Below are 25,170 nucleotides of genomic sequence, written 5' to 3' on the forward strand. Positions count from 1 at the left end.
GACACTTGACAAGGCCAGGAAATGGCTGTTTGACCTGCGTGGACCGCGCGGACGTGCGCTCATGTGCGTGCTTGATCTTGAGCGAGGGGGAGAATCCACCCCTCCGATCAATGCGTGAAGACCACCTTGCCGGAGGTTTCCCCGTCAAGCATGTTTTCAAACCCGGTTTTCGCTTCCGAGAACGGCAATCGCGCGCCGATCTGCGGTCGAACCCCGGTGAGCTCCAGATAAGCGAGGAGATCGGTCAATTCGTCCCTGGTTCCCATCGTCGAACCCGCGATCCGCAGCTGCAGAAAGAACACGCGTTGCAACTCCGCGTGAGCGTCGGGTCCGCTGGTCGAGCCCGAAACGACGATGATCCCGCCCGGTTTGAGCGACTTCACCGAATGGGACCAGGTCGCCTTCCCGACGGTCTCGAAGACCGCGTCGACTCGTTCCGGCAGTCGCGCGCCGGACTCGAAGGTCTGATGTGCGCCCAGATTTTCGGCCAGCGCACGCTTTTCTTCGCTACGCCCTGTCACCCAAACCCGGAATCCGGCAGCTCGCCCGAGCTGCACGAGGGCGGTCGAGACGCCGCCGGAGGCGCCCTGGACGAGCATCGTCTGCCCTGGTCGCAGCCCGGACTTCACGAACAGCATCCGGTAGGCGGTCAACCAGGCCGTGCCCATGGTCGAGGCCTCCGCGAAGGTCAGGCCCGACGGCTTCGGCACGACGTTGCGCGCTGGGACGACGACCTGCTCGGCGAAGCTGCCCTGGTATTTCTCGGTCAGCAGGCTGCGCTTCGGGTCGAGGGTGTCGTCGCCCTGCCAGCCGGGGGCGTTGATCACGGAGTGGAGGACGACCTCGGTGCCATCGTCGAGCGTGCCCGCTCCGTCGCAGCCCAGGATCATCGGGAACTGCTCGGGTTTGATGCCGACACCGCGCAGCGTCCACAGATCGTGCATGTTGAGGCTGGCGGCCTTGACGTGGACCCGCACCCAGCCCTCGGGTACCTCGGGTTCGGGTCGCTCGCCGATCACGAGCGAGTCCAGCGGCTTTTCGGCGTTGGGTTCGGAAGCGTAAACGGCGAACATGTCAGCAACCTACCTGGCCTGAGCGGCGGTGGCAGCAGGCGCGCGCGTAGGCTCACACTGTGTTCAACGGGCTTGCTGACTGGTGGGACGGCGTCGAGCTGTGGCTCGCGCAGGCCTCGTTTCCCGTGCAGTTCGTGCTGGTCATGGCGGTCGTGGTGCCGCTGTGCCTGGTCGCGGCCTGGTTGCTCGACACGGTCTTCGGCAGGGTCGCCCGGATCTTCGGCGCGGCCCGCGATGCGAACGACTCCGACCGGCCCTCCTAAGCTGGCGAACCATGTTCAACCGTAGGCGGATCACCGCCGCCCTGATCGGACTGATCGTGCTGGTGCTCGCCGGCTGGTTCGTCAAGGACGGCATCAGCGGTGACGACACGAAGAGCACTTCGCCTCCGGCGAGCTCGTCCAGCGCGGCGGGGAAGCCGGGTGAGACCGGGGCGAGCCAGGCCAAGGGCAAGGTCGCGGGCGCGGAGTCCGGGCTTCCGGTCAAACCGCTCACAGGGCTTCCCCCGCAGGCCGCCGACACCTGGAAGCTCATCAAGGCGGGCGGGCCGTACCCGTATCCGCGCAACGACGACGTCACCTTTCAGAACCGGGAGAAGGTCCTCCCCGCCAAGGATTCCGGCTACTACCGGGAATACACGGTCAAGACGCCGGGCAGCCCGGATCGCGGGGCCAGGCGGCTGGTGACCGGCACCGGCAAGGAGCTGTACTACACCGAGGACCACTACAAGTCCTTCGTCGTAGTGGACGCCGGCCGATGAGCACGGCGGGGAAGGGCGAAGCGAAAAAGGCCTTCGCGCGGGGCGCGCATCCGCATCCGATCGATGGCGGCAAGGCGACCGACAAGGCTTCGGCGCTGGACGCGATCGCGGAAGCGCTGTCCTTCCCCGATTACTTCGGGAAGACCCTCGACGCGCTCTACGACTGCCTCACCGACCTGTCCTGGCTGCCGCCGGGTGAGCACGTGCTGATCTGGTCCGATTCCTCGGTGCTCAAGGCGCGTGATCCGAAGGCGTACCTGGCTGTCCGGAGCGTGCTTTCCGACGCGCAGCGGGCGCTGGGGCCGGCCGGTGACCGATCGGACTCCCGGCGCCTCACCGTCGTCCTGCCTGACTAAGCCTCCGGAACCCAATTCGGCTTGCGCTTCTGGGTGAAGGCCGTGATGCCTTCCTGTCCTTCTTCGCTCGCGAAGAACCCGGCGGACAGCTTGTTCATGGCCTCGAAGCCTTCGCCCGGCGTGACTGGGCGAGGCTTGCTGAGTAGTTCCTTCGTCGCCGCGAGCGCCTTCGGCCCGCCGAGGGCGAGCGCCTTGACGTAGCGGGCGACCTCGCCGTCGAGTTCGTCGGCGGTGACGGCCGAGTTCAGCAGGCCGATCTCGACGGCCCGTTTCGCGTCAAAGGTGTCGCCGGTCAGGAACAGTTCGTGCGCGGCACGGGCGTTGAGCCGCGGCAGCACGGTCAGCGAAATGACGGCGGGTACGACACCGATCCGCACCTCGGAAAAGGCGAAGGTCGCTTCGTGCACCGCGACGGCGATGTCGGTCGCGGCCACCATGCCGATGCCACCCGCCCGCGCGGGGCCTGCCAGCTTCGCCACCACCGGCTTGGGGCTGGTCCACAGCTGGTCGAGGATCTTCGGGAACTCGTTGACGCCCTGGTTGCCCGCCCCGGCGCCGCGGGCCTCTTTGAGATCCATCCCGGCGCAGAACACCGGGCCGGTGTGGGTGAGCACGATGACCCGTACCGCGTCGTCCGCCCGCGCCTTGTCCAGCGATTCGCTCAGTTCGCGCCGCAGCTGGGCGGAGAGCGCGTTGCGGTTGTGCGGGGAGTCCAAGGTGATCGTGGCGGTGCCGCCCACCACGTCGTAGTGCACCAGTTCGTCAGCCATGCCACACCTTCGCACAGCGCGGTCCGGTCGGGCAGTGGCCTGCGCCACCCCGCGGGAGGGTGGCGCAGGCGCGGTTCAGTCGATCGTCGTCGCGGTGAAGGTCAGGCCCGGGTTGCCGTAGCCACTGCCCGCCAGCTTCGTCTCGATGGTGCCGGACGAGCCCGCGGTGGTGTGCGCGGTCACGGTCGGCAGTTCGAACGTCGAGCCGATGCCGGAGCCGCCGGTGAGGTCGGCCGGGGCGGTGACGTCGGCGTCCTGGTTCAGCTTGAGGTACTGGTAACCGACGAGCGGCGGTTTCGCTTCGCAGTCGAAGACGACTGTGGTCGCGCCCGATGCCGGAGCGGCCAGACCGACGAGTGGGACGATCGCGGCCGAAGCGCAGACGAGGGCACGGATGGCAGCCTTCAGGTTCCACCTACCTGAGGGTTCGATGGGGAGCGAAAGCGAGCTGCGCAGCGCTTAGAGAGTTACCGGCAAGTTCGGTATCAAGCACCCGAACGGGACAAAGCCGGTCTACTCAGGCGGCTAGCCGGGCGGCGGCGAGGTCGTAGCGCTCCAGGACGAGTCCGGCGATGCGCGGATCCGGGCCCAGCGGTCCGGCGACGATGATCGACGGGTCGGCTTCGCGCGCCAGCCGGGCGATCCGGTCCGGCAGCAATCCCGGCGCGAGGAACCAGCCCGCGACCGCGAGCCGCCGTGCGCCGTTGAGCCGCAACCGCTCGATCGCGGCGGGCACGTCCGGCTGGGCCGCGGTGGCGAAGGCGGGGGTCGCGAGCAATCCGCGCCGCAGGTGCCAGTGGGTGGTGATCCCGGCGACCGCGTCGTTCGCGGCGACATTCGACGAGCCGACGCCGGCGAGGAGGACGCCCAGTGCCGGATCGCCGAGGTCGGCGCCCGCCTCGGTGAGCCGGTCCAGCGCGACCGTCTCGATGACCGGGTCGATGCCCAGCACCCCGGAAACGCGCACGTCGAGGCCAGGGCAGTCCGCGGTAACCTCGGCGACGAGCGCGGGCAGGTCGACCCGGGCGTGGTAGGCCACACCGAGCAGCAGTGGCACCACGACGACCTCGCGATGCCCTTCGGCGTACAACTCGCGCAGGACGTCGGTCAGCAGCGGCTCCGAGAGGTCCAAAAAGGACTCTCGGATGTCGAGGCCCGGCGCCAGGCCGCGGGCGACGTCGAGCAGGGCTCGGATGGTCGCGGCGGATCTCGGGTCACGGCTGCCGTGTGCGACGGCGACGAGCGCCCGCGTCATGCGAACCTTTCGCCGACGAGTCCGGCGGCGAGGGTGTCGCCGTCCTTCGGGTCGATGACCAGGAACGCGCCCGTCCGCGGGCTGACACCGTAGTCGTCCACGCCGATCGCCTCGGCCAGCCGCAGGGTGACCCGGCCGATGTCGTTGAGCTCCAGTGACTCCGGTCCGTCCACACTGGACAGCGTCTGCTCGTCGAAACGGGCGTGGAGTTCGCCGACGATGGCCTGCACCGTTCGTGTGCCGTGCTTCACCAGCACCCGGGCGCCCGGTTTGAGCGCCTTGGCCGAGAGCCAGCACAGGGTCGCGGTGATCTCGTCGGTCACCTCCGGCTGCCGGTCCGCGGCGGCGATCAGATCCCCGCGCGAGATGTCGAGGTCGTCCGCCAGCAACAGGGTCACCGAGGTGCCCGACCCGGCTTCGGCGAGCGGCCCGTCGGCGGTGTCGATGCCCTCCACCCGGCTGCGGAGGCCTTGGGGGAGTACGACGATCTCGTCACCCGGCCGGACGGTGCCCGCCGCGATCTGCCCGGCGTACCCGCGATAGTCGGGGTGCTCGGCCGTACGCGGCCGGATCACGTACTGCACCGGGAAGCGGAAGGCCGAATCGTGTGGATCCGGTGCCACCGGCACGGTTTCCAGGTGCTCCAGCAGGGTCGGCCCGGAGTACCACGGGGTCTTGTCCGACTTCTCCGCGACGTTGTCGCCCTCCAGCGCCGAAACCGGCACCGCGAGCACGGAACCGCGTTCGTAGCCCAAGGAAGCGGCGTGCTCGGCGAATTCCTCGGCGATCACGGTGAACGTCGCTTCGTCGTAGCCGACGAGATCGATCTTGTTCACCGCCAGCACCAGATGCGGCACACCCAGCAGCGCGAGCACCGCTGCGTGGCGGCGGGTCTGCTCGATGACGCCCTTGCGCGCGTCGACCAGCAGCACGGCCAGTTGCGCGGTGGACGCCCCGGTCACCGTGTTCCGCGTGTACTGCACGTGGCCCGGCGTGTCCGCGAGCACGAAGCTGCGCCTCGGTGTCGCGAAATACCGGTACGCCACATCGATCGTGATGCCCTGCTCGCGTTCCGAGCGCAGGCCGTCCACGAGCAGCGAGAGGTCCGGTGTGGACAGTCCTTTGTCGACACTGGCGCGGGTGACGGCGTCCAACTGGTCGGCGAGGACGGACTTGGTGTCGTAGAGGAGCCGCCCGACCAGGGTCGACTTCCCGTCGTCCACACTGCCCGCGGTCGCGAGCCTCAACAGACTGGACATCAGAAGTACCCCTCACGCTTGCGGTCTTCCATCGCCGCCTCCGACATCCGGTCGTCCGCGCGGGTGGCGCCGCGTTCGGTGAGCCGGGAGGCCGAGACCTCGGCGATGACCTCGTCCACCGTGGCGGCGGTCGATTCGATGGCGCCCGTGCACGAACCGTCGCCGACGGTCCGGTAGCGCACGGTCAGTTCCTTCACGTCCTCGCCCGGTCGTGGCCCACCCCAAGGGCCCTCGGTGAGCCACATCCCGTCGCGCTGGTAGACCTCGCGCCGGTGCGCGTAGTAGATCGACGGCAGTTCGACCTTCTCCCGCGCGATGTAGTTCCAGACGTCCGCCTCGGTCCAGTTGGACAGCGGGAAGACGCGGACCTGCTCGCCGGGGCGGTGCCGCCCGTTGTAGAGATTCCACAGTTCGGGGCGCTGCCGACGCGGCTCCCACTGGCCGAAAGCGTTGCGCAGGCTGAAGATCCGTTCCTTGGCGCGGGCGCGTTCCTCGTCGCGGCGCCCGCCGCCGAAGACGGCGTCGAACTTGTTCTCGGAGATCGTGTCGAGCAGCGGCGTGGTCTGCAACGGGTTGCGCATCCCGTCGGCGCGCTCTTCGAGCCTGCCGTCATCGATCCAGTCCTGCACCTTCGCCACGTGCAGCCGCAGCCCGTGCTGCTCGACCACGCGGTCGCGGAAGTCGATGACCTCCTCGAGGTTGTGCCCGGTGTCCACGTGCAGCAACGGGAACGGCACCGGCGCCGGCCAGAAGGCCTTGATCGCCAGGTGCAGCAGGAGCGTCGAGTCCTTGCCACCGGAGAACAGGATGACCGGCCGGTCGAATTCGCCAGCCACCTCGCGGAAGATGTGAATGGCCTCGGATTCCAGCGCCGCCAGGTTGTCCGTGGCGGCGTCAGCGGCCGGTTCGAGCGTGGTCATGTCGTCCCTTCTCACCCGTGCAGGCCGCACTCGGTCTTGCCCTGACCGGCCCACCGGCCGCTGCGCGGGTCCTGGCCCGGAGCGACCTTCGCGGTGCACGGCGCGCAGCCGATCGACAGATAACCGATGGACACCAGCGGGTTCTCGAGGATCCCGTGTTCGTCGATGTAGTCCCTGAACTCGTCGTCGGACCACGGCGCGATCGGGTTGATCTTCACCAGCCCGTTGCGGTCGTCCCAGGTGACGATGGGGGTGTTCGCGCGGGTCGGCGCGTCGACGCGGCGGACGCCGGTCACCCACGCCGAGTACTTCGCCAGCGTGTTCCGAAGCGGTACGACCTTGCGCAACTGGCAGCACAGGTTCGGGTCGCGCTCGTGCAGTTTCGGGCCGTACTCCGCGTCCTGCTCGGCGACGCTCTGCCCGGCCTCGGCGTTGACGATCCGCACGCCGGGGTAGACCGCCTGCACCGCGTCGCGGGTGCCGATGGTCTCCGGGAAGTGGTAGCCGGTCTGCAGGAACAGCACGTCGACTTCGGCTTTGACCTGGGTGGCCAGATCGATCAGGACGGCGTCCTGCATGTTCGACGCGACGATGAAGTCGTCACCGAAGGTCTCCGCCGTCCAGCGCAAGGCCTCGGTCGCGGTCGCCTCCGCGAGCTCTTTCGAGGCGCGTTCGGCGAGTGTCTTGTAGTCGGCAGTGGCGGTCATCCTGGTGACACCTCCGGAAAGGACAGTCCGAGGAACTTCACGGTGAAGACCCGGCGGCAGCCCGAGCACAGCCAGGAGCCGCCCTCTTCCGGCCGCAGGTCTTCATCGCCACAGAAAGGGCAGTAGTACGGGGTCGCTCGTTCGGTCACTGCAGGACGCCTTCTTCGGCCCGCGTGACCCATTGGGCGAATCGCTCGCCGGGATCGCGGCCGGCGAGGTACGCCCGCACGACCCGCTCGACGTACGCGGTCAGCTCCGAAGCGGTCACCTTGTGGCCACGCAGCTTCCGGCCGAACCCGGCGTCCAGGCCGAGCCCGCCGCCGAGGTGCACCTGGAAGCCTTCGACCTGCTTGCCGTCCTCGTCGGTGACGATCTGGCCCTTGAGCCCGATGTCGGCGGTCTGGATCCGCGCGCAGGAGTTGGGGCAGCCGTTGAGGTGCACGGTCACCGGGTTGTCGAACTCGGCCTGGATGTCGGCGAGGCGCTTCTCCAGTTCGTCGACCAGCTGGATGGCGCGGGCCTTGGTCTCGACGATGGCGAGCTTGCAGTATTCCAGCCCGGTGCAGGCCATGATCCCGCGCCGCCACGGCGAGGGCTCGACTTGCAGGCCCAGGTCGGCCAGTTCGGTCTTCAGTCCGCCGATTTCGGCCTCGGGGACGTCGAGGACCACGAGTTTCTGTTGCGGGGTCAGCCTGACGCGGTTCGAGCCGGCGCGTTCGGCGGCCTTCGCGACCGCCAGCAGGGTGGCGCCGGAGACGCGGCCCGCGATCGGTGCGGCGCCGACGTAGAACCTGCCGTCGGTCTGCGGGTGCACGCCGACGTGATCGATCTGCGTGGCGGGCACCTCGGGCGCCGGGCCGTCGGTCAGCTTGCGCTTGAGGTACTCGTCTTCCAGTACCTGACGGAACTTCGCGGCACCCCAGTCCTTCACCAGGAACTTGATCCTGGCGCGGGCACGCAGGCGCCGGTAGCCGTAGTCGCGGAAGACGCTGATCACGCCTTCCCAGACGTCGGGGACCTCGTCCAGGGGGACCCAGGCGCCCAGCCGCTGCCCGATCATCGGGTTGGTGGACAGGCCGCCGCCGACCCAGAGGTCGAAGCCGGGCCCGTGCTCGGGATGGTTCACCCCGACGAAGGCGATGTCGTGGATTTCGTGGGCGACGTCCTGCTGGCCCGAGATCGCGGTCTTGAACTTGCGTGGCAGGTTCGAGTAACGCGGGTCGCCGATGTAGCGGCGCTTGATCTCGTCGATCGCGGGCGTGCCGTCGATGATCTCGTCCGCGGCGATGCCGGCGACAGGGGAGCCGAGGATGACACGCGGGCTGTCGCCGCAGGCCTCCATCGTGGTCATCCCGGCGTTCTCCAGCTTGGCCCAGATCGTCGGGACGTCCTCGACCTGGATCCAGTGGTACTGGATGTTCTGCCGGTCGGTGATGTCGGCGGTGTCGCGCGCGTGGGTCTGCGAGATCTCGGCGAGTACGGCCAGCTGGCCGGTGGTCAGCGCGCCGCCGTCGAGCCGGACCCGCAGCATGAAGTAGCGGTCGTCGAGCTCCTCGGGCTCCAGCGTCGCGGTGCGGCCGCCGTCGATCCCCGGTTTGCGCTGGGTGTAGAGGCCGAACCAGCGGAACCGGCCGCGGAGGTCACCGGGGTCGATCGAGTCGAACCCGCGGTGGGCGTAGATGTTCTCGATCCGGGCCCGGACGTTGAGCGGGTTGTCGTCCTTCTTGGACCGCTCGTTGGGGTTCAGCGGTTCGCGATACCCCAACGCCCACTGTCCTTCGCCCCGTTTCTGTTTCACCCGGGGCGTGCGGGCAGGGGTCTCGCGCGTGGGCGACGACATGGGAGTCCTCCGGCAGATCGTGGTGGTGGCGGGGAGTCAGCGGTTCGTCGCACAGAGCGCGCTCGCCACGCGACGAAGATCCACGTGGCGGCGTGCCACGAGGGTGATTCCGGCGCGGGTCATTCGTTCAGCGTGCCACGCGCCCACTATGTGGTCTAGGCCGGTCCGAATGCTGGGAACAACGTCCGCATGTGGACGTTTCCGCTGGTCGGAGGCCTGCTTTGACGGTCAAGTCCGAGCTCGCGGACCGACACTGTGACGCAGAACGCGCACGGCTCAAGAAGGGAGGACGCGGTCCACGATGGTCCGGATGACGTCTTCGTCGGTGACGTCCGCCAGCACCTCCGGCAGGGTCAGTCGTTCGACGGTGAGCCCGGTCAGCGCGAGATACATCAGCAGCACTTCGGCCCGTCCGCCCGGCATCCCGGCCGCGACGTGCCAGTCGACGCTCAGGTCGATTCCTTCGCGGATCGTCTTGGTCAGCTCGGCCGCCAGATCCGGGCGGCGGGTGGCTTCGAGCCGGAGTTCGAGCAGGGCGAGATAGGGCTCGCGGTGGGCGGTCAGCCGCCCCATGAGCTCGCCGAGCAGCACGCCCACCCGGTCGTGGGACGGCGTCTCCGCCTGCGGGTTCGCCATCACGTCCGCCGGTGCCGACAGCCGTTCGTGCACGCGGACGCCGACCTCGCCGAGCAGCTGATCCCGGTTGCGGAAGTAGTTGGACGTCGTTCCCGGCGGGACGTCCGCTTCGACGTCCACGGCGCGATAGGTGAGCCCGCGCGCGCCCTCGCGGGCGAGGACGGTGATGGCGGCGTCGGTGAGGGCGGTCCGGCGCTCCGGATTCTGTCGCATCGGAACATTCTCCTTGCTTCGCTCAAACCACTATGTCTATAGTACTACGTATCAAGTGGTTCGACTGGGAGGAAACACCAGATGCAACTCAGCGGTTTCGGTGCCTGTGTGCTCGTCGACGACATCGCCGAGACCACCGCCTGGTGGAAGCGGCACCTGCGGTTGACGGTGACGATCGAGCTCGACTGGTTCTCCAGCCTCAACACCGGCGTCCCCGGCTATGAGATGAGCTTCGCGAAGCGCGGCCACAAGGCCACGCCGGAGCCTTGGCGGTCGCAGGAGGCCGCCGGCTCGATGGTCGGGTTCATGGTCGCCGACGCGGCGGCCGAATACGAGCGGCTGCGCGGGGAAGGGGTCAAGATCGTCACGGAACTCGTGGACGAGGAATTCGGCCAGCGGCACTTCTACATCGAGGACCTCAACGGCTTCCTGATCGACATCATCGAGGTGATTCCGCCGTCCCCGGAATGGTTGGCCGCGAACGGGCTGGCCTAGTACCGCTTCGGGTGAGTGAGGCCGCCGTCGCCGCCGGCTTCGGTCTCCGATCCACAGAGGACGGAGAAGTTGCGCATGCGCCGATGGGTGGTCGCCGCGGTTTCGCCCGATGAAGGGGCGGTGCCGCGCACGGGCGGCTCGTACCGCTTCGAGGCGGTCGGCTGCGCGCCGAACGCCAGAGGGCATCTCGCCAACGTGGTCGACGACTGCTCGATCTCCATGGAACCCTCGTCTGGGTGCGGTTCGAGGACGGCATCCGCTCGACGTCGGTCGAGGTGCGTATCGCCGACCGGTAGCGCGTTCTCGTGAAGGCCTCCTTCCCCGGGGAGGGAGGCCTTCAGGGAGTGGGGGACACTGGGGTGTGCCCGCGTTGCTGCCCGAAACCACCACGCCCGTCGAGTCCGCGCTCCCCGAGAGCGCGCTGGAAGGGCTCGGCACCCGGCCGTTCGGCGTCTACGTGCACGTCCCGTTCTGCGCGACCCGGTGCGGCTACTGCGACTTCAACACCTACACCGCCGGTGAGCTGGACAGCGATTCGTCGCCGCAGTCCTGGCTCGAAGGCCTCAAGCGCGAGTTCGACCTGGCCTCGCGCGTGCTCGGGAAGCCGCCCGCGGTCGACACCGTCTTCGTCGGCGGTGGCACTCCGTCCCTGCTCGGGGCGGATGGCCTGCGCGGCGTTCTCGACGCTGTCCGCGACACGTTCGGCCTCGCGCCGGACGCCGAGGTGACGACGGAGTCCAATCCGGAGTCCACCTCGCCGGAGTTCTTCGCGGGGATCCGTGACGCCGGGTACAACCGGATCTCACTCGGGATGCAGTCGGCCGCGAAGCACGTCCTGAAGATCCTCGACCGCGTGCACACCGCGGGCCGTCCGGTCGCGGCCGCCGAAGAAGCGCGGGCCGCCGGGTTCGAGCACGTCAACCTCGACGTCATCTACGGCACGCCGGGGGAGCGGGTCGAAGACCTCCAAGCCTCGCTGGACGCGGTGCTCGCCGCGGGCGTCGACCACGTCTCGGCGTACGCGCTGATCGTCGAGGAGGGCACCGCGCTCGCCCGCCGCATCCGCCGCGGCGAACTGCCCGCACCGGACGACGACGTACTCGCCGCCGACTACGAGATGATCGACCGCGTCCTCGCTTCGGCGGGTCTGCGCTGGTACGAGGTGTCCAACTGGGCGACGTCGGAGGAAGCCCGCTGCCGGCACAACGTCGGCTACTGGCGTGGCGGTGACTGGTGGGGCGCGGGGCCCGGCGCGCACAGCCACGTCGGTGGCGTCCGCTGGTGGAACGTCAAACACCCGGCCCGCTATGCCGCTTCCCTCGCCGCAGGGGAGTCGCCTGCCGCCGGTCGCGAACTGCTGACCGGCGAAGACCGGCATCTGGAACGCGTGATGCTGGAACTCCGGCTGTCGGAAGGACTTCCGCTCGACGCCCTCGACGACGACGGGCGGGCCGAAGCTCGCGTCGCCGCCGCCGAGGGTTTGCTCGATCAGTTCGCTTTGGATGGTCAGGGGCGGGCGGTGCTGACCGACCGGGGACGGTTGCTGGCGGACGGGTTGGTGCGGAGGCTCACCTGAGCAGGGCACCACACAGTGAGGACACGGTCCGGCATCGGGTCACGAGGCCCTGGACGCGAGGCCGGTGAGGAACAGATCGATGGCGAGCTCGAACCGTTCCCGCGCGGTCTCCGCGGTGAGGTATTCGCCCGACCCCAGCAGATTCGGGAACGTGCCGGGCGGGAACGACGTCATGTACTCGACCATCCGTTTGCCGCGTTCCTCCTGCTCGGCCAGGTTGATGTCGCCGTGCTGCCATCCAGCGCCTTCGTAGGCGAAAGCCTTGGCGTAGAGCCATAACGCGTCGGCGGCGAACAGCGCTCGCTTGAGGTCGAGGCCGCCCGCGCGCAGTACCGCGAGCATGGCTTCGGCCTGCTGCAAGGCGTTCGCGCCCACGGGTACGGTGATGGCCCACGCGATCTTGGCGATCCCGGGGAACGACGTCAGCGCGCGCACGTTCTCGCGCAGCAGATCCTTCGCCTGCTCGACCCATCGCCGCGGATCGGGCTCGGGGAACGGGCCGAAGTCGAGGACGTGGTCGACCATCAGCTCGTGGAGTTCGTCCTTGTTCGCGACGTGGGCGTAGAGCGAGGCAGGGCCGGTGTCCAGCGCCTGGGCCACGCGCCGCATGCTCACCGCCTCCAGCCCCTCGGCGGCGAGGAGGTCCAGTGCCGTCTTCACCACGAGCTCCTGGGACAGCACGGGTTTCTCGGCGCGACGCCGGGGCCTGCTCACTTCGTTCGCCTCCTGATCCGGGGTTCGCCGGGAACTCTACTTGACGCGAACGCCGTTCGTCTGTAGAACGGTGTTCGTAAAACGAACGCTGTTCGTCCCGTTGGAGGAGCCATGTCCGAACGAAAGACCGAAGTCCTGGCCGTGCTGAGCCGTCTCGCCGACGCGTGGAACGACGGTGACGCGGCCGCGTACGCGCGGTGGTTCACCGAAGACGCCGACTACGTGACGTTCTTCGGGATGAACATGCCGGGGCGCGCGCTCATCGAAAGCTCGCACCGGGCCCTGTTCGAGGGGCCGCTGAAGGGGTCGAAGCTGGTGGCCGGCAGCGGTGAGCCCAAGGCCCGGTTCGTCCGGCCGGACGTCGCGATCGTCGTGTCCGGCGGCGGGTCTTCACCGGCGGGCGGCAAACCCGAACCGGGCCGGGAATCGACGCTGACGTACGTGCTGGTGGAGGAGCCCGAAGGCTGGCGCGTCGCGTCGTTCCAGAACACCAGGGTGAGTGATCCGGCCGCGAGCGTGGCGTGAAGCCGCTGGCCGAGGTGGCGGGCGTGGTGCCCGCGCCCGCCGATGAGGTCTTCGCCCGGATCGCGGGGACTCTGCGAGAGCAGCCGTACAACCCGCGCTTCGAGGTCGACGCCGAACGGCGCTTCGTCGCCCAGCAGGGCGGTTGGTGGTACCGCGGCGAGTACACCGTCGAGGAGGATCCGGCCGGTGCGCGGGTGACTCATCGCGTGTACAACGTCGCTTCCCATGGCCGGTGGGCGGTTCCGCTGGCGAACCGGTTCTTCGTCGGGTTCGCCGAGCGAACCAGGGAGGACTTTGTCCGGATGATGGAAGACCTCGCCCTGGCGGTAGGGGAAGGGCGTACGCTCGGTTAGGTTCACCTAACCCAGGAAAGGAATCGTGGATGGCCGAGGCGCGTAAGCCGGCGTCGGCGACCCGGTTGCGGGTGCTGCGCACCGAGCGGATCACCCCGCATATGGTCCGGATCGTCGCTGGGGGAGAAGAAATCGCCTCCTTCCGCACCAACGAATTCACCGACGCCTACGTCAAGGTGCACTTCCGGGTGCCCGGCGTGACCTATCCAGAACCGTTCGACCTGGCGCGGGTCCGCGAAGAACTGCCGCGCGAGCAGTGGCCGCGGATGCGTTCCTACACCGTCCGGTCCTTCGACCGGGATCTCGGCGAACTGGTGCTCGACTTCGTCCACCACGGTGACGAGGGCGTCGCCGGACCGTGGGCCGCGGCCGCGAAACCCGGTGATGAGCTGCTGATCTCCGGTCCCGGCGGTGCGTACGCGCCGGGCGAGGAGGCCGACTGGCATCTGCTCGCCGGGGACGAGAGCGCCCTGCCGGCGATCGCCGCGTCCCTCGAGGCGATGCCGGTGGGCGTTCCCGTGCACGCGGTCATCCTCGTGGAGGACGCCGGCGAAGAGCAGTCGCTGGCCACCAAGGCCGAGGCGCGGATCACCTGGCTGCACCGGGGCAAGGGCGACGATCTCGCCGCCGCCGTCCGCGCGCTCGACTGGCACGACGGGGTCGTGCAGGCGTTCGTCCACGGCGAGGCGGGGTTCGTCCGGGACCTGCGGCGTCACCTGCTGGACGACCGCGGGATGCGGCGCGACCTGCTGTCGATCTCCGGATACTGGCGGATCGGGAAGACCGACGAGGCGTGGCGACTGGAGAAACAGGCCGAGCGGAACGCGTAGCCTCGGTCGCATGATCGAGCTGAAGGTAGACGTCGACCCGGCCGAGGTGGGTTTCGACGCGGAGCGGCTTCGACGGATCGACAGGCATTTCGACGGATACCTGGAGCGGAATCTGCTCCCCGGATATCTGGCCGTGGTGACCAGGAACGGGAAGGTCGCGCATCTCGCGTCGAACGGGCTGCGTGACATCGAGGCCGGGCTCCCGGTGGAGACCGACACGGTCTGGCGCGTCTTCTCGATGACGAAGCCGATCACCTCGGTCGCCGCGATGATGCTTGTCGAAGAGGGACTCATCGACCTTCGGGATCCGATTTCCCGTTGGCTGCCGGAATTCGCGCAACCGCGGGTCTTCACGACGGGCTCGTTCGTCCGGATGGCGACCGAGCCCGCGACGGAGCCGATCCGGCTCTGGCACCTGCTCACCCACACCGCGGGCCTGACCTACGGGTTCCACCGCACGCATCCGGTCGACGCGCTCTACCGCGAGGCCGGATTCGACTGGGGTGCCGCGCCGGGACTCGACCTCGCCGGGGTCTCCGAGGCGATCGCCCGGCAGCCGTTGCAGTTCCAGCCCGGTTCGGAATGGAACTACTCGGTCGCGACGGACGTCCTCGGCAGGCTCGTCGAGGTCGTCTCCGGTCAGTCTCTCGACACCTTCTTCACCGAGCGGATCTTCACCCCGCTCGGCATGCACGAGACGGCGTTCCAGACCGATCCCGGCGCTCTGGACCGGCTCGCCGCCCTCTACGTGCCCCACCCGAAGACCAAGGTGCCGTTGCGCCACGACGAGATGGGCACGGTCGGCCGGGTCACGCCCACGTGCCTCTCGGGCGGCGGGGGCCTGGTCTCGACGGCGGGTGACTACCACCGGTTCACCCAGATGCTGCTGCGTGGCGGCGAACTCGACGGCGTCCGGCTGCTCGGTTCGCGCACGGTGCGGGTCATGACGAGCAACCACCTGCCGGGAGGGGTGGATCTGGAGACCTACGGCCGCGCCGGGTTCTCCGAAGCGCCGTACCACGGTTTCGGCTTCGGACTGGGCTTTTCCGTGCTCGAAGACCCGGTGAAGGCCAAAACCCTCGCCAGCGCCGGGGAGTTCGCCTGGGGTGGGGCGGCGAGCACCGCCTTCTGGGTCGATCCCGACGAGGACGTCACGGTGCTGTTCTTCACCCAATTGTTGCCGTCGTCCTCCTATCCGATCCGCGCCGAATTGCGCAGTCTGGTGTATCAGGCCCTCGTCGGCTAGGGGCAACCGTGGTCGGACAGGCACGGAGGAGGACAGCGACAGAACCTGGACGGGCCACCCGCGGCCAGCGGGCGCCCGCTCGGTCGCCTGAAACCTTCACACGCTGGAGAACTCGGGCAAACAATGAAAAACCGGATAAATCTGCTCCCGAGGTGTACTTTGTGGACAGCTCGAGACCAAAGGCGCTGTCCCTTACGTTCCCGGCATCGGCCCTGAGCGTGGGCAGCGAGGCCCGGACATCCGGCCATCAACAGGATGATCTGAGCTTCACGTGATTTTCACGGAATCAACCGTCTAGGGGAATCCATGCGGCGGATCGCGGTGGTCGGGGCCGGGCAAGCCGGTCTGGTCCTGGCGTTGGGCCTGCGGAAGCACGGATACGCCGTCACCGTGGTCACCGACCGCGACGCCGAAACAATCCGCGCGGGCGGGCTCATCTCGAACCAGTGCGTGTTCCACCCCGCGCTGACGCGGGAACGCGCGCTGGGCATCAACTTCTGGGACGGCCGGGCCCCGGAGATCCTCGGCGCGTCGTTCGGGCTCGCCGGGGACGGCCCGGAGCCCGCGGTCTCGTGGCAGGCCCGGTTCGATCATCCCGCGCAGTCGGTCGACCAGCGGGTCAAGGTGTCCGCCTGGCTGACTGCCTTCGCCGAAGCAGGCGGCGAGGTGCGGCTCGCCAAGGTCACTCCCGACGGGCTGGACGAGTACGCGCGCGAGTTCGATCTCGTACTGGTCGCGGCCGGGCGGGGTCCGCGATTCGACAGTCTCTTCCCGCGCGACGACGCGCGTTGCCCGTATCGGGAGCCGCGGCGGACCATCGGGATCACGTATCTGGTCTCCGGGAGTGACGAACCGCTCCCGGTCTATCCGGGGCTGACCTTCGGCCTTTCCCCGGCAGGGGAACTGTTCGGGTTGCCGATCCTGTCCGTGCGCGGCCCTGTCTTCGGTCTCGGGTTCTTCGGTGTGCCCGGCGGGCCCTTGGACGTCTGGGACGACGTCACCGATCCCGACGAGCACTTCGACACCGCGATGACGGTGCTGCGCGAGCAGTTCCCGTGGGTGGCCGGGTCACTCGCCGGTGCCCGGCCGAGCGGACCGCTGGACGTCCTGCGCGGCCGGGTGCTGCCGATCGTGCGCCAACCGGTCGGGACGCTGCCCTCGGGGGCGAAAGTGCTCGCGATGGGCGACGCCGCGGTGACGAACGACCCGGTCGCCGGACAGGGCGCGAACATGGCGGCCCATGCCGCCGCCGTCTACGAACGGCGCATCCTCGACCACGGCGACCGGCCGTTCGACGAGGCTTTCCTGCACGGTACTTTCGCCGAATACTGGGAAAAGGCGCAGTACGCGACCCGGCTGAGCAACGATCTGCTCGCGCCACCGCCGGATCACGTGCTGGCCACCTTGACCGCCGCGCAAACGGTGCCCGAGGTGGCACACCGGTTCGCGCGGATCTTCGAGAACCCCGCCGACTACGCCGCCTGGCTCACCGACGAGCGGATCGCGAGGGACTACCTGGCGTCGAAAGGCGCGTGATCCGGGGCGCAGACAGTGCCGCGTGCCGGAAGGCGGCCGTGGGTCAGATAAGCGTCGAGGGCCGCGTCGACACAGGCACTGCGGTTGGCGGCGCCGTGCCCCCAGGCGTCCAGTGTCAGGAGCCGGGCATTGCCGAGGATGCGTTCGGTCCGCTTCGCCCCCGCGTACGGCGTTTCGGGGTCACCCTTTCCGTTGGCCAGCAACAGGATTGGCGCGGTCGGCCGGTTCCACGGCCCGGTGTAGCGGGCCGGGTCGGCGGCGGGCCAGAAGGCACACGGCAGCGAGAGATACGTGTCGTAGGAACCGAAACCACGGCTTTCGCGGTCGGCTTCGCGGGCCGCGCGAGGCCAGGCCGCCGGGTCACGAGGGTTCGTCGTGTCGGCACAGATCGTCCCGCCACCGCCCAGTGCGGAGTCGAACGGCGTCGCGATGGCCTTCGCCGACGCTGTTTTCGTCGCCGCCTGAAGGAATTCCGCCAACGCGGGCGAGTTCGCTTCGTCGGTCAGCGCGTTGTGGGTACGCCGGATGACGTCCTGGTAGGTGATCGCGCCCGGCGCGGCCTCGAGCCGGTCGAGGATGCCGTCGTACTTCGCCCGCAGGTCCGTTCCGGGTTCGCGGAACGCGCACCGGACATCGGCCGCGCACGCGTCGAGGAACGCCTGCAACGCGCGGTCCGCGTCCCGGAAGCTGCCGAGCCTGGTGCTGAACGGGATGTTCGCGTCCTCCGGCCGGTACCCGGTGGACCAGGCGATCGGATCGTCGACGGCGTCGAGCGCCAAGGCCCCGGCGCGGTGCGGGAACAGGTTGGCGTACACCTCGCCGAGGTAGGTGCCGTACGAGAGACCGTAGTAGCGCAGACGAGGCTCGCCTGCCGCTTGACGAAGCCTGTCGAGGTCCCGGGCGACGTTCGTGGTCGACAAATGACCCAGCAGCGGCCCGGCGTTGCGGCCGCAGGAGGCGGCGACCGCGCGGACGTCGGCGAAATGCCGCGTCTCCTGCTCGGAAGTGATCGGGAACTGCCCGAGAATGCGTTTCAACGGCTCGGTTTCGGCGTCGCTCGCGAAGCAGCGGACCGGGGTGCTGGCGCCGACGCCGCGCGGGTCGAAGCCGACGATGTCGAACTGCCGGTGCAGTGACGGGGTCTGGAACTTGGTGAAACGGCCGGGGTTCCCCGGACCGCCCGGGTTGGTGAAGATCGTGCCGCGTTTGTGCTTCTGGTCCGTGGCCGGGAGCCTGCCGAGCGCGATGGTGAGCTGCGGGCCGCCCGGGTCCTGGTAGGACAACGGGACTTCGACTTCGGCGCAGTCGTAACCGGACGGCGAGCCCGCGGGACAGGGACCCCAGTCGAAGCCCTTCGGCGCGGCCGAAGCCGCGGGCGCGATCGTGACGGCGGTGAGTGCGGTGAGGGTGATCAAAGCGGCGATGCGGAATCTGGTCACCCGGCCAGCGTCTCGTCTCGCGGACGCGCGGGCCCTGGTGCCTGTACCCGGAAAGAAGGTGGGGCTGCCCCCTCCATGGTCAACATATAGCGCACCGGGGGGCTTGCGGCAAGACCCCGGAGATACCGCAGAATCATCGGCCGTAGCCAGAACAGGCCGAACAGGAGTGAAGATTTGACGGACGTCGAAGTGATCATCGTGGGGGCCGGCCCGACCGGTCTGATGCTGGCCGCGGAACTGCGGCTGGCCGGGGCGTCCCCGCTGGTCCTGGAACGGCGGCCGGAACAGGGGAAGACACCGAAGGCCCATGGCCTCAGCGGGCAGATCCTGGACCTGCTGAAGTACCGCGGCCTGCTGGACCGCGTGCACGAAGCCCTGACCGAACACGTTCCCGCCCACCGGTTCCCGTTCGGCGGGGTGCACGTGGACCTCACCCGGTTCGAGGAGCCGCCGCTGAAGGCGGTGCCGCTGCGTCAGCAGACGCTGGAGCGGCTGCTGGAGGACCACGCCACCGGCCTCGGCGCGGAGGTGCGCCGCGGACACGAAGTCACTGGGGTGAGCCAGGACGGCGAGTCGGTGACCGCGGAGGTGCGCGGTCCGGACGGGCCGTACCAGGTCACCGCCCGGTACCTCGTGGGCTGCGACGGTGGGCGAAGCCCGATCCGCGCACTCGCCGGGATCCCGTTCCCCGGCACCACCTATCCCGAGGTCAACTGGATCGGCCAGGTCAGCATCCCCGAGGGACTGACCGTGCACGACGACGGCGACATCGAGACGCCGGAACTGGGCCGGATCAAGGCGGGGTTCACCCGCACCGACGCGGGGGTGTTCGCGCTCGGCTCGCTCACACCGGGGATCCTGTTCATCCAGACGACGGAGGACGACGCCGGCGAGGTCGACGACGACATGCCGATGACGCTGACCGAACTCGGGGACAGCATCCGCCGCGTGCTCGGCGCGGACGTCCCGCTGGGCGACCCGGTCCGGCTCTCGCGCTACCAGTTCTCGGCCCGCCAGGCCGAGCGCTACCGCGAGGGACGGATCCTGCTGGCGGGGGACGCGGCCCATCTGCTGCCGTCCACCGGTACGGCGATCAACGTCGGCATGTCCGACTCGGTCAACCTCGCCTGGAAATTGGCCGCCGAACTCCAGGGCCGAGCCCCGGAAGGGCTGCTGGACACCTATCACGCGGAACGGCACGCCGCCGGTGCGCGTGCGCTGGTGCAGTCCCAGGCGCAGGTCGCATTGCGGCGCGGGCACGACGAGGCCGCCGAAGCGCTCAGGACGGTCTTCCAGGAACTGCTGGACGACGAGCAGGCCGCACGACGGCTGTCCGCCCACGTCGCCGGGACCGACCTGCGTTATCCGGCGCCCGGGTCCGGGCACGCGCTCGCCGGCACCTTCGTCCCGGATTTCGCGCTGGAGACCGACGAGGGCACGACGAGCGTCGGCGAACTGCTGCGCTCGGCGCGTCCGGTCCTGCTCGACCTCGCCGGACGCCCGGAGCTGCGTGACCTCGCCGAAGGAGCGGGTGTCGACGTCCGCACCGCCAAGGCCGACGACCGGCCCGCCGACGTCCTCCTGATCCGTCCCGACGGCTACGTCGCCTGGGCCGGGGACACCGACGCCGACGCCGACGGCCTGCGCGAGGCCCTCTCCGCCTGGTTCGGCGGCTGACCTCACGCAATTAGTCCTCTACTTGCGGTAGTTGCACGCGCAAGGACCGCAAGTAGAGGACTAAACGCGGGGGGTGTCAGCGGCCGATGATCTCCGAGCCGTAGCGCTTCAGGGTTTCCTCGCGCTGATCGTGCATGAGGTAGAGCGCGAACTGGTCCACCCCGAGCGAAGCCAGTTCCTCCAACCGCTCCACATGCGCCGACGACGGGCCCATGAGACAGAACCGGTCCACGATCTCGTCCGGCACGAAGTCGGTCGACGGATTCCCGGCCCGCCCGTGGTGCGAGTAGTCGTACCCTTCCCGCTCACGGATGTAGTCGGTCAATTCCCGGGGCACCGGCCCGGAATCGCCGTACCGCGCCACGAGATCCGCGACGTGGTTGCCGACCATCCCGCCGAACCACCGCAGCTGTTCCCGCTGGTGTGCCAGGTCGTCGCCGACGTACGCCGGTGCCGCGAGGCAGATCGTGATCCCGCCGGGATCCCGCCCCGCCGCGCGGGCCGCCTCGCGGACCGAACCGATGGTCCACCGGGCGATCGCCGGATCCGCGCACTGGAGGATGAAACCGTCGGCGTGCTCGCCGACCGTCTTCAGTGCCTTCGGCCCGTACCCGGCCATCCACATTTCGAGCCTGCCGTTGCGGATCCAGGGGATCTGCACCGGCTTGTCCCGCAACAGGACCTCCCGTCCTTCGGCCAGTTCCTTGACCACGTGCATGCAGTCACGCACGGTGGCCAAAGTGGACGGTGCCATGCCGACCACCCGGTGCGCCGAGTCGCCGCGGCCGATCCCGCACACCGTCCGGTTTCCGTACATGTCGTTGAGCGTGGCGAACGTCGACGCCATCACCGACCAGTCCCGGGTGGCCGGGCTGGTCACCATCGGGCCCACGATCATCGAGGACGTCGCCGCGAGGATCTGCGAGTAGATGACGAACGGTTCCTGCCACAGCACGCACGAGTCGAACGTCCAGCCGTAGCGGAAACCCTGGTCCTCGGCCGCTTTCATCAGCCGCACCAGGTCGCGCGCGGGTGGATCGGTCTGGAGAACTATTCCGAAGTCCACAGCCACCACCTCAGTTCAGGTACTGGTTCAGGCCGCGCGAGAGGAATTTCCCGTGCGTCGTACTGCCCGTGAAGCCCGACGGGGACACCACCACGCGGCCACGCGAGAGCACGGTCTCGACCTTGCCGGTGATCTCCATGCCTTCGTAAGCCGAGTAGTCCACGTTCATGTGGTGCGTCTCGACCGACAGGGTCTGCTTCGCCGCGGGGTCGTAGACGACGATGTCCGCGTCCGAACCCGCCGCGATGACACCCTTGCGCGGATACAGCCCGAACATCCGCGCCGGGGTGGTCGAACAGGTCTCGACCCAGCGGCCGAGGGTGAGTTCGCCCGCCACGACACCCTGGTGCAGCAGGTCCATCCGGTGCTCGACGCCGGGGATCCCGTTCGGGATCGCGCGGAAGTCGCCGCGGCCGAGTTCCTTCTGGTCCTTGAAACAGAACGGACAGTGATCCGTCGACACCACCGAGAGGTCGTTGGTGCGCAGCCCCCGCCACAAGTCCGCTTGATGCGACTTCTCGCGCAGCGGGGGAGAGGCGACGTACTTCGAGCCTTCGAAATCGGGCTTCGCCAAGTCCTCAATGGACAGATAGAGATACTGCGGACACGTCTCCGCGAAGACGTTCTGCCCGTCGTCGCGCGCTTTTGCGACCGCCGCCAGCGCCTGCGACGCCGAGAGGTGCACGATGTACAGCGGCGCCCCGGTCACCTTGGCCAGCTGGATCGCGCGCGACGTCGCCTCGCCCTCCAGCTCCGGCGGCCGGGTGAGGCCGTGCTGCACCGGGTCGATCTTCCCGGCGGCGAACGCCTGCGCGGCCAGCTGGTCGATCGCGATGCCGTTCTCCGCGTGCATCATGATCGTGGCGCCGATCTCGCGCGCCTTCTGCATGGCCAGCAGGATCTCGCCGTCCGTGGAGTAGAACACCCCGGGATACGCCATGAACATCTTGAAACTGCCGACACCGCCGTCGACGCAGGCCTGCATCTCCTTCAGTGACGAATCGTCGACGTCGGAGACGATCATGTGGAAGCCATAGTCGATGGCGCAGTTGCCGTCGGCCTTCTCGTGCCACTTGTCCATGGTGGACAGCAGTGAGGTTCCCTTGGCCTGTACGGCGAAGTCGATGATCGTGGTCGTGCCGCCCCACGCCGCCGCAGTCGTCCCGGTGCCGAAGGAATCGACGGAACGCGTGCCGCCGAACGGCATCTCCATATGGGTGTGCGCGTCGATCCCGCCGGGCAGCACGTACTTCCCGGTGGCGTCGATGACCGAATCGGCGGGCCCCAAGGTGCCTGGCGCGCCGACGGCCACGATCGTCTCACCGTCGACGAGGACGTCCGCGGCCGACGCTCCCGCCGTCGACAGCACCTGCCCACCGCTGATGAGGGTGGTCATCACGCCTCCGCGAGGGATCCGTAGCTGTCGGGGCGGCGGTCTCGATAGAAGGCCCACAGGTCACGGACTTCGGCGAGCTGACCCATGTCGAGGTCGCGGATGACGATCTCCTCTTCGGTGTCGGAAGCAGCCTCGCCGATCAGCTGACCGCGTGGGTCCGCGAAGTAAGACTGGCCGTAGAAGTCGTTGTCGCCCAGCGGTTCCACGCCGACCCGGTTGATCGTGCCGACGAAGTACTCGTTCGCGACGGCGGCCGCGGGCTGCTCCAGCCGCCAGAGGTATTCCGACAGCCCCCGACTGGTCGCCGACGGGTTGAACACGATCTTCGCCCCGGCGAGGCCCAGCGCGCGCCAGCCCTCCGGAAAGTGCCGCTCGTAACAGATGTAGACGCCGATGCGGCCGACGGCGGTGTCGAACACCGGGTAGCCCAGGTTCCCGGGCCGGAAGTAGAACTTCTCCCAGAAGCCCTTGACCTGCGGGATGTGGTTCTTGCGGTGCTTGCCGAGGTAGGTCCCGTCGGCGTCGATCACCGCGGCGGTGTTGTAGTACACGCCGGGCTGCTCGACCTCGTACATCGGGACGACCAGCACGACGCCGTGGCGTTCGGCGACTTCCTGCATGAGCTTCGTCGTCGGCCCGTCGGGGATGCCCTCGGTGTAGGAGTAGTAGTCGGCGTCCTGCACCTGGCAGAAATAGGGGCCGTAGAACAACTCCTGCAGGCAGATCACCTGCGCGCCCTGCGAAGCGGCCTTGCCGATGGCTTCGACCGCGCCTCTGATCATCGACTCCTTGTCACCCGTCCACCGCTGCTGGATCAATCCGGCTCGGACCAGGTCGCTCACTTGCTTCCTCCTCTGGATAGGCGGTGCGGTTGCGCTCGGGCAGGGCCAGGAGCAGGTAGACGACGAAGGCGCCCGCCAGTCCGACGACCCAGTTGTAGTCGTAGAGCGGTTTCAGGACCGGGATCAGCCCGTCGGCGGGGAACGGCCCGCCGTACGCGCCGCCGACCGAAAGCACGGCGCCGACCAGTGTCGCAACGAGCGCGCGCCAGTTCCAGCCGCCCTTGAACCAGTAGGCGCCGCGTTCGGTGTAGAGGTCCCGCAGGTGCAGCTTGGTGCGGTTGACGACCCAGTAGCCGGCGACGAGCACCCCGGCGACCGCGCCGAGCAGGCCGCCGTAGAAGCCGAGCCACGCGAAGATGTAGATGTTCGGGTCGGAGTAGAGCCGCCACGGCTGGATGACGATGCCGATGATCCCGGTGATCAGCCCTCCGACAGCGAAGGTGATCTTCTTCGGGAAGGCGTTGGAGAAGTCGTAGGACGGGCTGACCACGTTGGCCGCGAGGTTCGCCGACACGGTCGCCAGCACCAGCGCGATCAGGGCGACCACGACCACCACGGGGGAGTCGAAGCGGTCGGCCAGTTTCGCCGGGTCCCAGATCTGCTCGCCGTAGAGGACACTGCCGCCCGACGTGGTCAGGATCGCTACGATCGCGATGAACGTCATCGTGGTCGGCAGGCCGAAGATCTGGCCGCGGACCTGCTTGCCCTGGCTGCCGCCGAAACGGGTGAAGTCCGGCATGTTGAGCGAAAGCGTCGACCAGAACGCGATCATCGCCATCAGCGACGGCGCGAACACCTTCCAGAAGTCGGGCCCCCAGCCGAGTCTTCCGGGTTCGGACAGGATCGGGCCGAGTCCGCCCGCCTTGACCAGCACGTAGCCGAGCAGGATCAGGAAGCCGACCGAGACCAGCGGCGCCGTCCAGTTCTCGAACTTCCGCACCGCCTCCATCCCGCGCCAGATGACGATCATCTGGAACAGCCAGAACAATCCGAACGACAGCCACAGCGTCCAGTGCTGGCCGAGGACGACGGTGGAGTCCTTCCAGCCGGAGCCCGCCAACCGCCCGACGATGATGTAGACGGCCTCGCCGCCGACCCAGGTCTGGATGCCGAACCAGCCGCACGCGATGAACGCCCGCAGCAAAGCGGCCAGATTCGCGCCGCGCATCCCGAAGAAGGCGCGGGCGAACACCGGGAACGGGATGCCGTACTTCGTCCCGGCGTGGCTGTTGAGCAGCATCGGGGCGAGCACGATCAGGTTGCCGATGGTGATCGTCATCAACGCCTGGACCCAGTCCATGCCGAGCGCGATCAAGGAGGCGGCGAGCGCGTACGAGGGGATGTTGTGCGCCATCCCCATCCACAACGCGAAGTAGTTGTAGGTCGTCCAGGTCCGTTTCCCGACCGGGACCGGGGCGAGTTCTTCGTTGTAGAAGCGGCTGTCCCGCAAGGACTCGACCTCGCCGAGTTCCACCCGGCCGTCAGGATGCACGAGCTGGGTTCCGCGTGCCGTCGGCTCCATTGCGGAATCGTGCTCGCCCGCCCCGCGCGGTGGGACTGGCAGACTGTTCACTGTTGATGGCGTCGGAACGCAGACTGTCGATTGCGTTCGAAGGCCCCTGGTGCATGACCTGCGTCACACACACGGACGTAGTAATCAGGCAAACGGGCTGAAACATCTCCACA

28 protein-coding genes are annotated in these 25,170 nt (G+C 68.5%); 11 read left to right on the plus strand and 17 right to left on the minus strand.

Annotated features, from left to right (window positions below):
* Nucleotides 1–107: 107 nt before the first annotated feature.
* Nucleotides 108–1,073, minus strand: a complete 966-nt coding sequence (locus tag BS329_RS33615; RefSeq protein WP_076166255.1) for a quinone oxidoreductase family protein — start codon at nucleotides 1,071–1,073, stop codon at nucleotides 108–110.
* Between the two features lie 59 nt (nucleotides 1,074–1,132).
* Here BS329_RS33615 and BS329_RS33620 point away from each other — a divergent pair, with 59 nt between their 5' ends.
* The 3 genes from BS329_RS33620 to BS329_RS33630 are packed head-to-tail and all read left to right on the plus strand — an operon-like array spanning nucleotide 1,133 to nucleotide 2,189.
* Nucleotides 1,133–1,336, plus strand: a complete 204-nt coding sequence (locus tag BS329_RS33620) for a hypothetical protein (RefSeq protein WP_076166258.1) — start codon at nucleotides 1,133–1,135, stop codon at nucleotides 1,334–1,336.
* A gap of 11 nt (nucleotides 1,337–1,347) precedes the next feature.
* The gene (locus tag BS329_RS33625) at nucleotides 1,348–1,833 is read left to right on the plus strand and encodes a guanyl-specific ribonuclease (RefSeq protein ID WP_076166260.1); all 486 of its coding nucleotides are present in this window, start codon (nucleotides 1,348–1,350) and stop codon (nucleotides 1,831–1,833) included.
* Entirely contained in the window at nucleotides 1,830–2,189 is a 360-nt protein-coding gene (locus tag BS329_RS33630) for a barstar family protein (RefSeq protein WP_076166264.1), read from the plus strand. Before BS329_RS33625 ends, BS329_RS33630 begins: the two co-directional genes overlap by 4 nt.
* Here BS329_RS33630 and BS329_RS33635 read toward each other — a convergent pair.
* From BS329_RS33635 to BS329_RS33670, 9 genes are all read right to left on the minus strand, one after another.
* On the minus strand, nucleotides 2,186–2,959 hold the full coding sequence (locus BS329_RS33635; protein ID WP_076166267.1) for an enoyl-CoA hydratase-related protein: 774 nt from the start codon (nucleotides 2,957–2,959) through the stop codon (nucleotides 2,186–2,188). The genes BS329_RS33630 and BS329_RS33635 overlap by 4 nt on opposite strands.
* Before the next feature lie 517 nt (nucleotides 2,960–3,476).
* Nucleotides 3,477–4,214: a sirohydrochlorin chelatase gene (locus BS329_RS33640; protein WP_076166270.1), complete on the minus strand. Its 738-nt coding sequence runs from the start codon at nucleotides 4,212–4,214 to the stop codon at nucleotides 3,477–3,479.
* On the minus strand, nucleotides 4,211–5,473 hold the full coding sequence (locus BS329_RS33645) for a sulfate adenylyltransferase subunit 1 (protein ID WP_076166274.1): 1,263 nt from the start codon (nucleotides 5,471–5,473) through the stop codon (nucleotides 4,211–4,213). Before BS329_RS33645 ends, BS329_RS33640 begins: the two co-directional genes overlap by 4 nt.
* Complete coding sequence (gene cysD / locus BS329_RS33650; RefSeq protein WP_076166276.1) at nucleotides 5,473–6,393, minus strand: sulfate adenylyltransferase subunit CysD; 921 nt, start codon at nucleotides 6,391–6,393, stop codon at nucleotides 5,473–5,475. Before cysD ends, BS329_RS33645 begins: the two co-directional genes overlap by 1 nt.
* Nucleotides 6,394–6,404: 11 nt before the next feature.
* Nucleotides 6,405–7,100: a phosphoadenylyl-sulfate reductase gene (locus tag BS329_RS33655; protein WP_076166278.1), complete on the minus strand. Its 696-nt coding sequence runs from the start codon at nucleotides 7,098–7,100 to the stop codon at nucleotides 6,405–6,407.
* Nucleotides 7,097–7,249: an eL43 family ribosomal protein gene (locus tag BS329_RS33660; RefSeq protein WP_005158649.1), complete on the minus strand. Its 153-nt coding sequence runs from the start codon at nucleotides 7,247–7,249 to the stop codon at nucleotides 7,097–7,099. The genes BS329_RS33655 and BS329_RS33660 overlap by 4 nt, the downstream gene beginning before the upstream one ends.
* Nucleotides 7,246–8,940, minus strand: a complete 1,695-nt coding sequence (locus tag BS329_RS33665) for a nitrite/sulfite reductase (RefSeq protein ID WP_076166281.1) — start codon at nucleotides 8,938–8,940, stop codon at nucleotides 7,246–7,248. The genes BS329_RS33660 and BS329_RS33665 overlap by 4 nt, the downstream gene beginning before the upstream one ends.
* Before the next feature lie 36 nt (nucleotides 8,941–8,976).
* A complete protein-coding gene (locus BS329_RS45590; RefSeq protein ID WP_360907593.1) occupies nucleotides 8,977–9,063 on the minus strand; it encodes a putative leader peptide in 87 nt (28 codons plus the stop codon).
* A gap of 153 nt (nucleotides 9,064–9,216) precedes the next feature.
* Nucleotides 9,217–9,789, minus strand: a complete 573-nt coding sequence (locus BS329_RS33670) for a TetR/AcrR family transcriptional regulator (protein WP_076166284.1) — start codon at nucleotides 9,787–9,789, stop codon at nucleotides 9,217–9,219.
* 81 nt (nucleotides 9,790–9,870) lie between these two features.
* Here BS329_RS33670 and BS329_RS33675 point away from each other — a divergent pair, with 81 nt between their 5' ends.
* Entirely contained in the window at nucleotides 9,871–10,284 is a 414-nt protein-coding gene (locus BS329_RS33675) for a VOC family protein (RefSeq protein ID WP_076166287.1), read from the plus strand.
* On the opposite strand, the gene BS329_RS43575 is transcribed toward BS329_RS33675, so the two are convergent.
* Nucleotides 10,281–10,505: a hypothetical protein gene (locus tag BS329_RS43575; RefSeq protein ID WP_076166290.1), complete on the minus strand. Its 225-nt coding sequence runs from the start codon at nucleotides 10,503–10,505 to the stop codon at nucleotides 10,281–10,283. The two genes, BS329_RS33675 and BS329_RS43575, sit on opposite strands and share 4 nt — an antisense overlap.
* Before the next feature lie 140 nt (nucleotides 10,506–10,645).
* Between BS329_RS43575 and hemW the strand changes: the two genes are divergently transcribed.
* A complete protein-coding gene (hemW, locus tag BS329_RS33685) occupies nucleotides 10,646–11,860 on the plus strand; it encodes a radical SAM family heme chaperone HemW (protein WP_076166293.1) in 1,215 nt (404 codons plus the stop codon).
* A gap of 39 nt (nucleotides 11,861–11,899) precedes the next feature.
* Here the strand turns inward: hemW and BS329_RS33690 are convergent, their stop codons facing one another.
* On the minus strand, nucleotides 11,900–12,574 hold the full coding sequence (locus tag BS329_RS33690) for a TetR/AcrR family transcriptional regulator (RefSeq protein ID WP_143253299.1): 675 nt from the start codon (nucleotides 12,572–12,574) through the stop codon (nucleotides 11,900–11,902).
* Nucleotides 12,575–12,685: 111 nt separating this feature from the next.
* Here BS329_RS33690 and BS329_RS33695 point away from each other — a divergent pair, with 111 nt between their 5' ends.
* From BS329_RS33695 to BS329_RS33715, 5 genes are all read left to right on the plus strand, one after another.
* Nucleotides 12,686–13,099, plus strand: coding sequence for an SgcJ/EcaC family oxidoreductase (locus BS329_RS33695; protein WP_076166296.1), 414 nt, complete (start codon nucleotides 12,686–12,688; stop codon nucleotides 13,097–13,099).
* The gene (locus tag BS329_RS33700; protein ID WP_143253300.1) at nucleotides 13,096–13,452 is read left to right on the plus strand and encodes a hypothetical protein; all 357 of its coding nucleotides are present in this window, start codon (nucleotides 13,096–13,098) and stop codon (nucleotides 13,450–13,452) included. Before BS329_RS33695 ends, BS329_RS33700 begins: the two co-directional genes overlap by 4 nt.
* A gap of 29 nt (nucleotides 13,453–13,481) precedes the next feature.
* Nucleotides 13,482–14,282, plus strand: a complete 801-nt coding sequence (locus tag BS329_RS33705) for a siderophore-interacting protein (RefSeq protein WP_076166299.1) — start codon at nucleotides 13,482–13,484, stop codon at nucleotides 14,280–14,282.
* Nucleotides 14,283–14,292: 10 nt separating this feature from the next.
* Nucleotides 14,293–15,528: a serine hydrolase domain-containing protein gene (locus BS329_RS33710; RefSeq protein WP_076166302.1), complete on the plus strand. Its 1,236-nt coding sequence runs from the start codon at nucleotides 14,293–14,295 to the stop codon at nucleotides 15,526–15,528.
* A 306-nt stretch (nucleotides 15,529–15,834) separates the two neighbouring features.
* Entirely contained in the window at nucleotides 15,835–17,064 is a 1,230-nt protein-coding gene (locus BS329_RS33715; protein WP_076166305.1) for a styrene monooxygenase/indole monooxygenase family protein, read from the plus strand.
* Here the strand turns inward: BS329_RS33715 and BS329_RS33720 are convergent.
* On the minus strand, nucleotides 17,040–18,503 hold the full coding sequence (locus BS329_RS33720; protein WP_084750513.1) for an alpha/beta hydrolase: 1,464 nt from the start codon (nucleotides 18,501–18,503) through the stop codon (nucleotides 17,040–17,042). The genes BS329_RS33715 and BS329_RS33720 overlap by 25 nt on opposite strands.
* Before the next feature lie 174 nt (nucleotides 18,504–18,677).
* On the opposite strand from BS329_RS33720, the gene BS329_RS33725 reads away from it, so the two are divergent.
* Nucleotides 18,678–20,180: an FAD-dependent monooxygenase gene (locus BS329_RS33725; RefSeq protein ID WP_076166308.1), complete on the plus strand. Its 1,503-nt coding sequence runs from the start codon at nucleotides 18,678–18,680 to the stop codon at nucleotides 20,178–20,180.
* A 76-nt stretch (nucleotides 20,181–20,256) separates the two neighbouring features.
* On the opposite strand, the gene BS329_RS33730 is transcribed toward BS329_RS33725, so the two are convergent.
* From BS329_RS33730 to BS329_RS33745, 4 genes are read right to left on the minus strand one after another with little or no spacing between them, the layout of a single operon-like run.
* The gene (locus BS329_RS33730; protein ID WP_076166647.1) at nucleotides 20,257–21,246 is read right to left on the minus strand and encodes a TIGR03842 family LLM class F420-dependent oxidoreductase; all 990 of its coding nucleotides are present in this window, start codon (nucleotides 21,244–21,246) and stop codon (nucleotides 20,257–20,259) included.
* Between the two features lie 10 nt (nucleotides 21,247–21,256).
* Nucleotides 21,257–22,642 (minus strand): dihydropyrimidinase, encoded by a 1,386-nt coding sequence (gene hydA, locus BS329_RS33735; RefSeq protein ID WP_076166311.1) that lies wholly within the window; start codon nucleotides 22,640–22,642, stop codon nucleotides 21,257–21,259.
* Nucleotides 22,642–23,484 carry a nitrilase-related carbon-nitrogen hydrolase gene (locus BS329_RS33740; protein ID WP_076166314.1) on the minus strand — a complete coding sequence of 281 codons (843 nt, stop codon included), beginning with the start codon at nucleotides 23,482–23,484 and terminating at the stop codon, nucleotides 22,642–22,644. Before BS329_RS33740 ends, hydA begins: the two co-directional genes overlap by 1 nt.
* Nucleotides 23,435–25,006, minus strand: coding sequence for an NCS1 family nucleobase:cation symporter-1 (locus BS329_RS33745; RefSeq protein WP_076166316.1), 1,572 nt, complete (start codon nucleotides 25,004–25,006; stop codon nucleotides 23,435–23,437). Before BS329_RS33745 ends, BS329_RS33740 begins: the two co-directional genes overlap by 50 nt.
* Nucleotides 25,007–25,170 lie beyond the last annotated feature (164 nt).

The organism is Amycolatopsis coloradensis (assembly GCF_001953865.1).
In the GTDB taxonomy this organism is placed as follows: Bacteria; Actinomycetota; Actinomycetes; order Mycobacteriales; family Pseudonocardiaceae; genus Amycolatopsis; species Amycolatopsis coloradensis.

What these genes read in the sequence shown, in the direction of transcription:
- BS329_RS33615 (WP_076166255.1), bottom strand. Translation starts at nt 1,073, where the DNA reads ATGTTCGCCGTTTACGCTTCCGAACCCAACGCCGAAAAGCCGCTGGAC.
- BS329_RS33625 (WP_076166260.1), top strand. Translation starts at nt 1,348, where the DNA reads ATGTTCAACCGTAGGCGGATCACCGCCGCCCTGATCGGACTGATCGTG.
- BS329_RS33630 (WP_076166264.1), top strand. Translation starts at nt 1,830, where the DNA reads ATGAGCACGGCGGGGAAGGGCGAAGCGAAAAAGGCCTTCGCGCGGGGC.
- BS329_RS33635 (WP_076166267.1), bottom strand. Translation starts at nt 2,959, where the DNA reads ATGGCTGACGAACTGGTGCACTACGACGTGGTGGGCGGCACCGCCACG.
- BS329_RS33640 (WP_076166270.1), bottom strand. Translation starts at nt 4,214, where the DNA reads ATGACGCGGGCGCTCGTCGCCGTCGCACACGGCAGCCGTGACCCGAGA.
- BS329_RS33645 (WP_076166274.1), bottom strand. Translation starts at nt 5,473, where the DNA reads ATGTCCAGTCTGTTGAGGCTCGCGACCGCGGGCAGTGTGGACGACGGG.
- cysD (WP_076166276.1), bottom strand. Translation starts at nt 6,393, where the DNA reads ATGACCACGCTCGAACCGGCCGCTGACGCCGCCACGGACAACCTGGCG.
- BS329_RS33655 (WP_076166278.1), bottom strand. Translation starts at nt 7,100, where the DNA reads ATGACCGCCACTGCCGACTACAAGACACTCGCCGAACGCGCCTCGAAA.
- BS329_RS33665 (WP_076166281.1), bottom strand. Translation starts at nt 8,940, where the DNA reads ATGTCGTCGCCCACGCGCGAGACCCCTGCCCGCACGCCCCGGGTGAAA.
- BS329_RS45590 (WP_360907593.1), bottom strand. Translation starts at nt 9,063, where the DNA reads ATGACCCGCGCCGGAATCACCCTCGTGGCACGCCGCCACGTGGATCTT.
- BS329_RS33670 (WP_076166284.1), bottom strand. Translation starts at nt 9,789, where the DNA reads ATGCGACAGAATCCGGAGCGCCGGACCGCCCTCACCGACGCCGCCATC.
- BS329_RS33675 (WP_076166287.1), top strand. Translation starts at nt 9,871, where the DNA reads ATGCAACTCAGCGGTTTCGGTGCCTGTGTGCTCGTCGACGACATCGCC.
- BS329_RS43575 (WP_076166290.1), bottom strand. Translation starts at nt 10,505, where the DNA reads ATGGAGATCGAGCAGTCGTCGACCACGTTGGCGAGATGCCCTCTGGCG.
- BS329_RS33695 (WP_076166296.1), top strand. Translation starts at nt 12,686, where the DNA reads ATGTCCGAACGAAAGACCGAAGTCCTGGCCGTGCTGAGCCGTCTCGCC.
- BS329_RS33705 (WP_076166299.1), top strand. Translation starts at nt 13,482, where the DNA reads ATGGCCGAGGCGCGTAAGCCGGCGTCGGCGACCCGGTTGCGGGTGCTG.
- BS329_RS33710 (WP_076166302.1), top strand. Translation starts at nt 14,293, where the DNA reads ATGATCGAGCTGAAGGTAGACGTCGACCCGGCCGAGGTGGGTTTCGAC.
- BS329_RS33715 (WP_076166305.1), top strand. Translation starts at nt 15,835, where the DNA reads ATGCGGCGGATCGCGGTGGTCGGGGCCGGGCAAGCCGGTCTGGTCCTG.
- hydA (WP_076166311.1), bottom strand. Translation starts at nt 22,642, where the DNA reads ATGACCACCCTCATCAGCGGTGGGCAGGTGCTGTCGACGGCGGGAGCG.
- BS329_RS33745 (WP_076166316.1), bottom strand. Translation starts at nt 25,006, where the DNA reads ATGGAGCCGACGGCACGCGGAACCCAGCTCGTGCATCCTGACGGCCGG.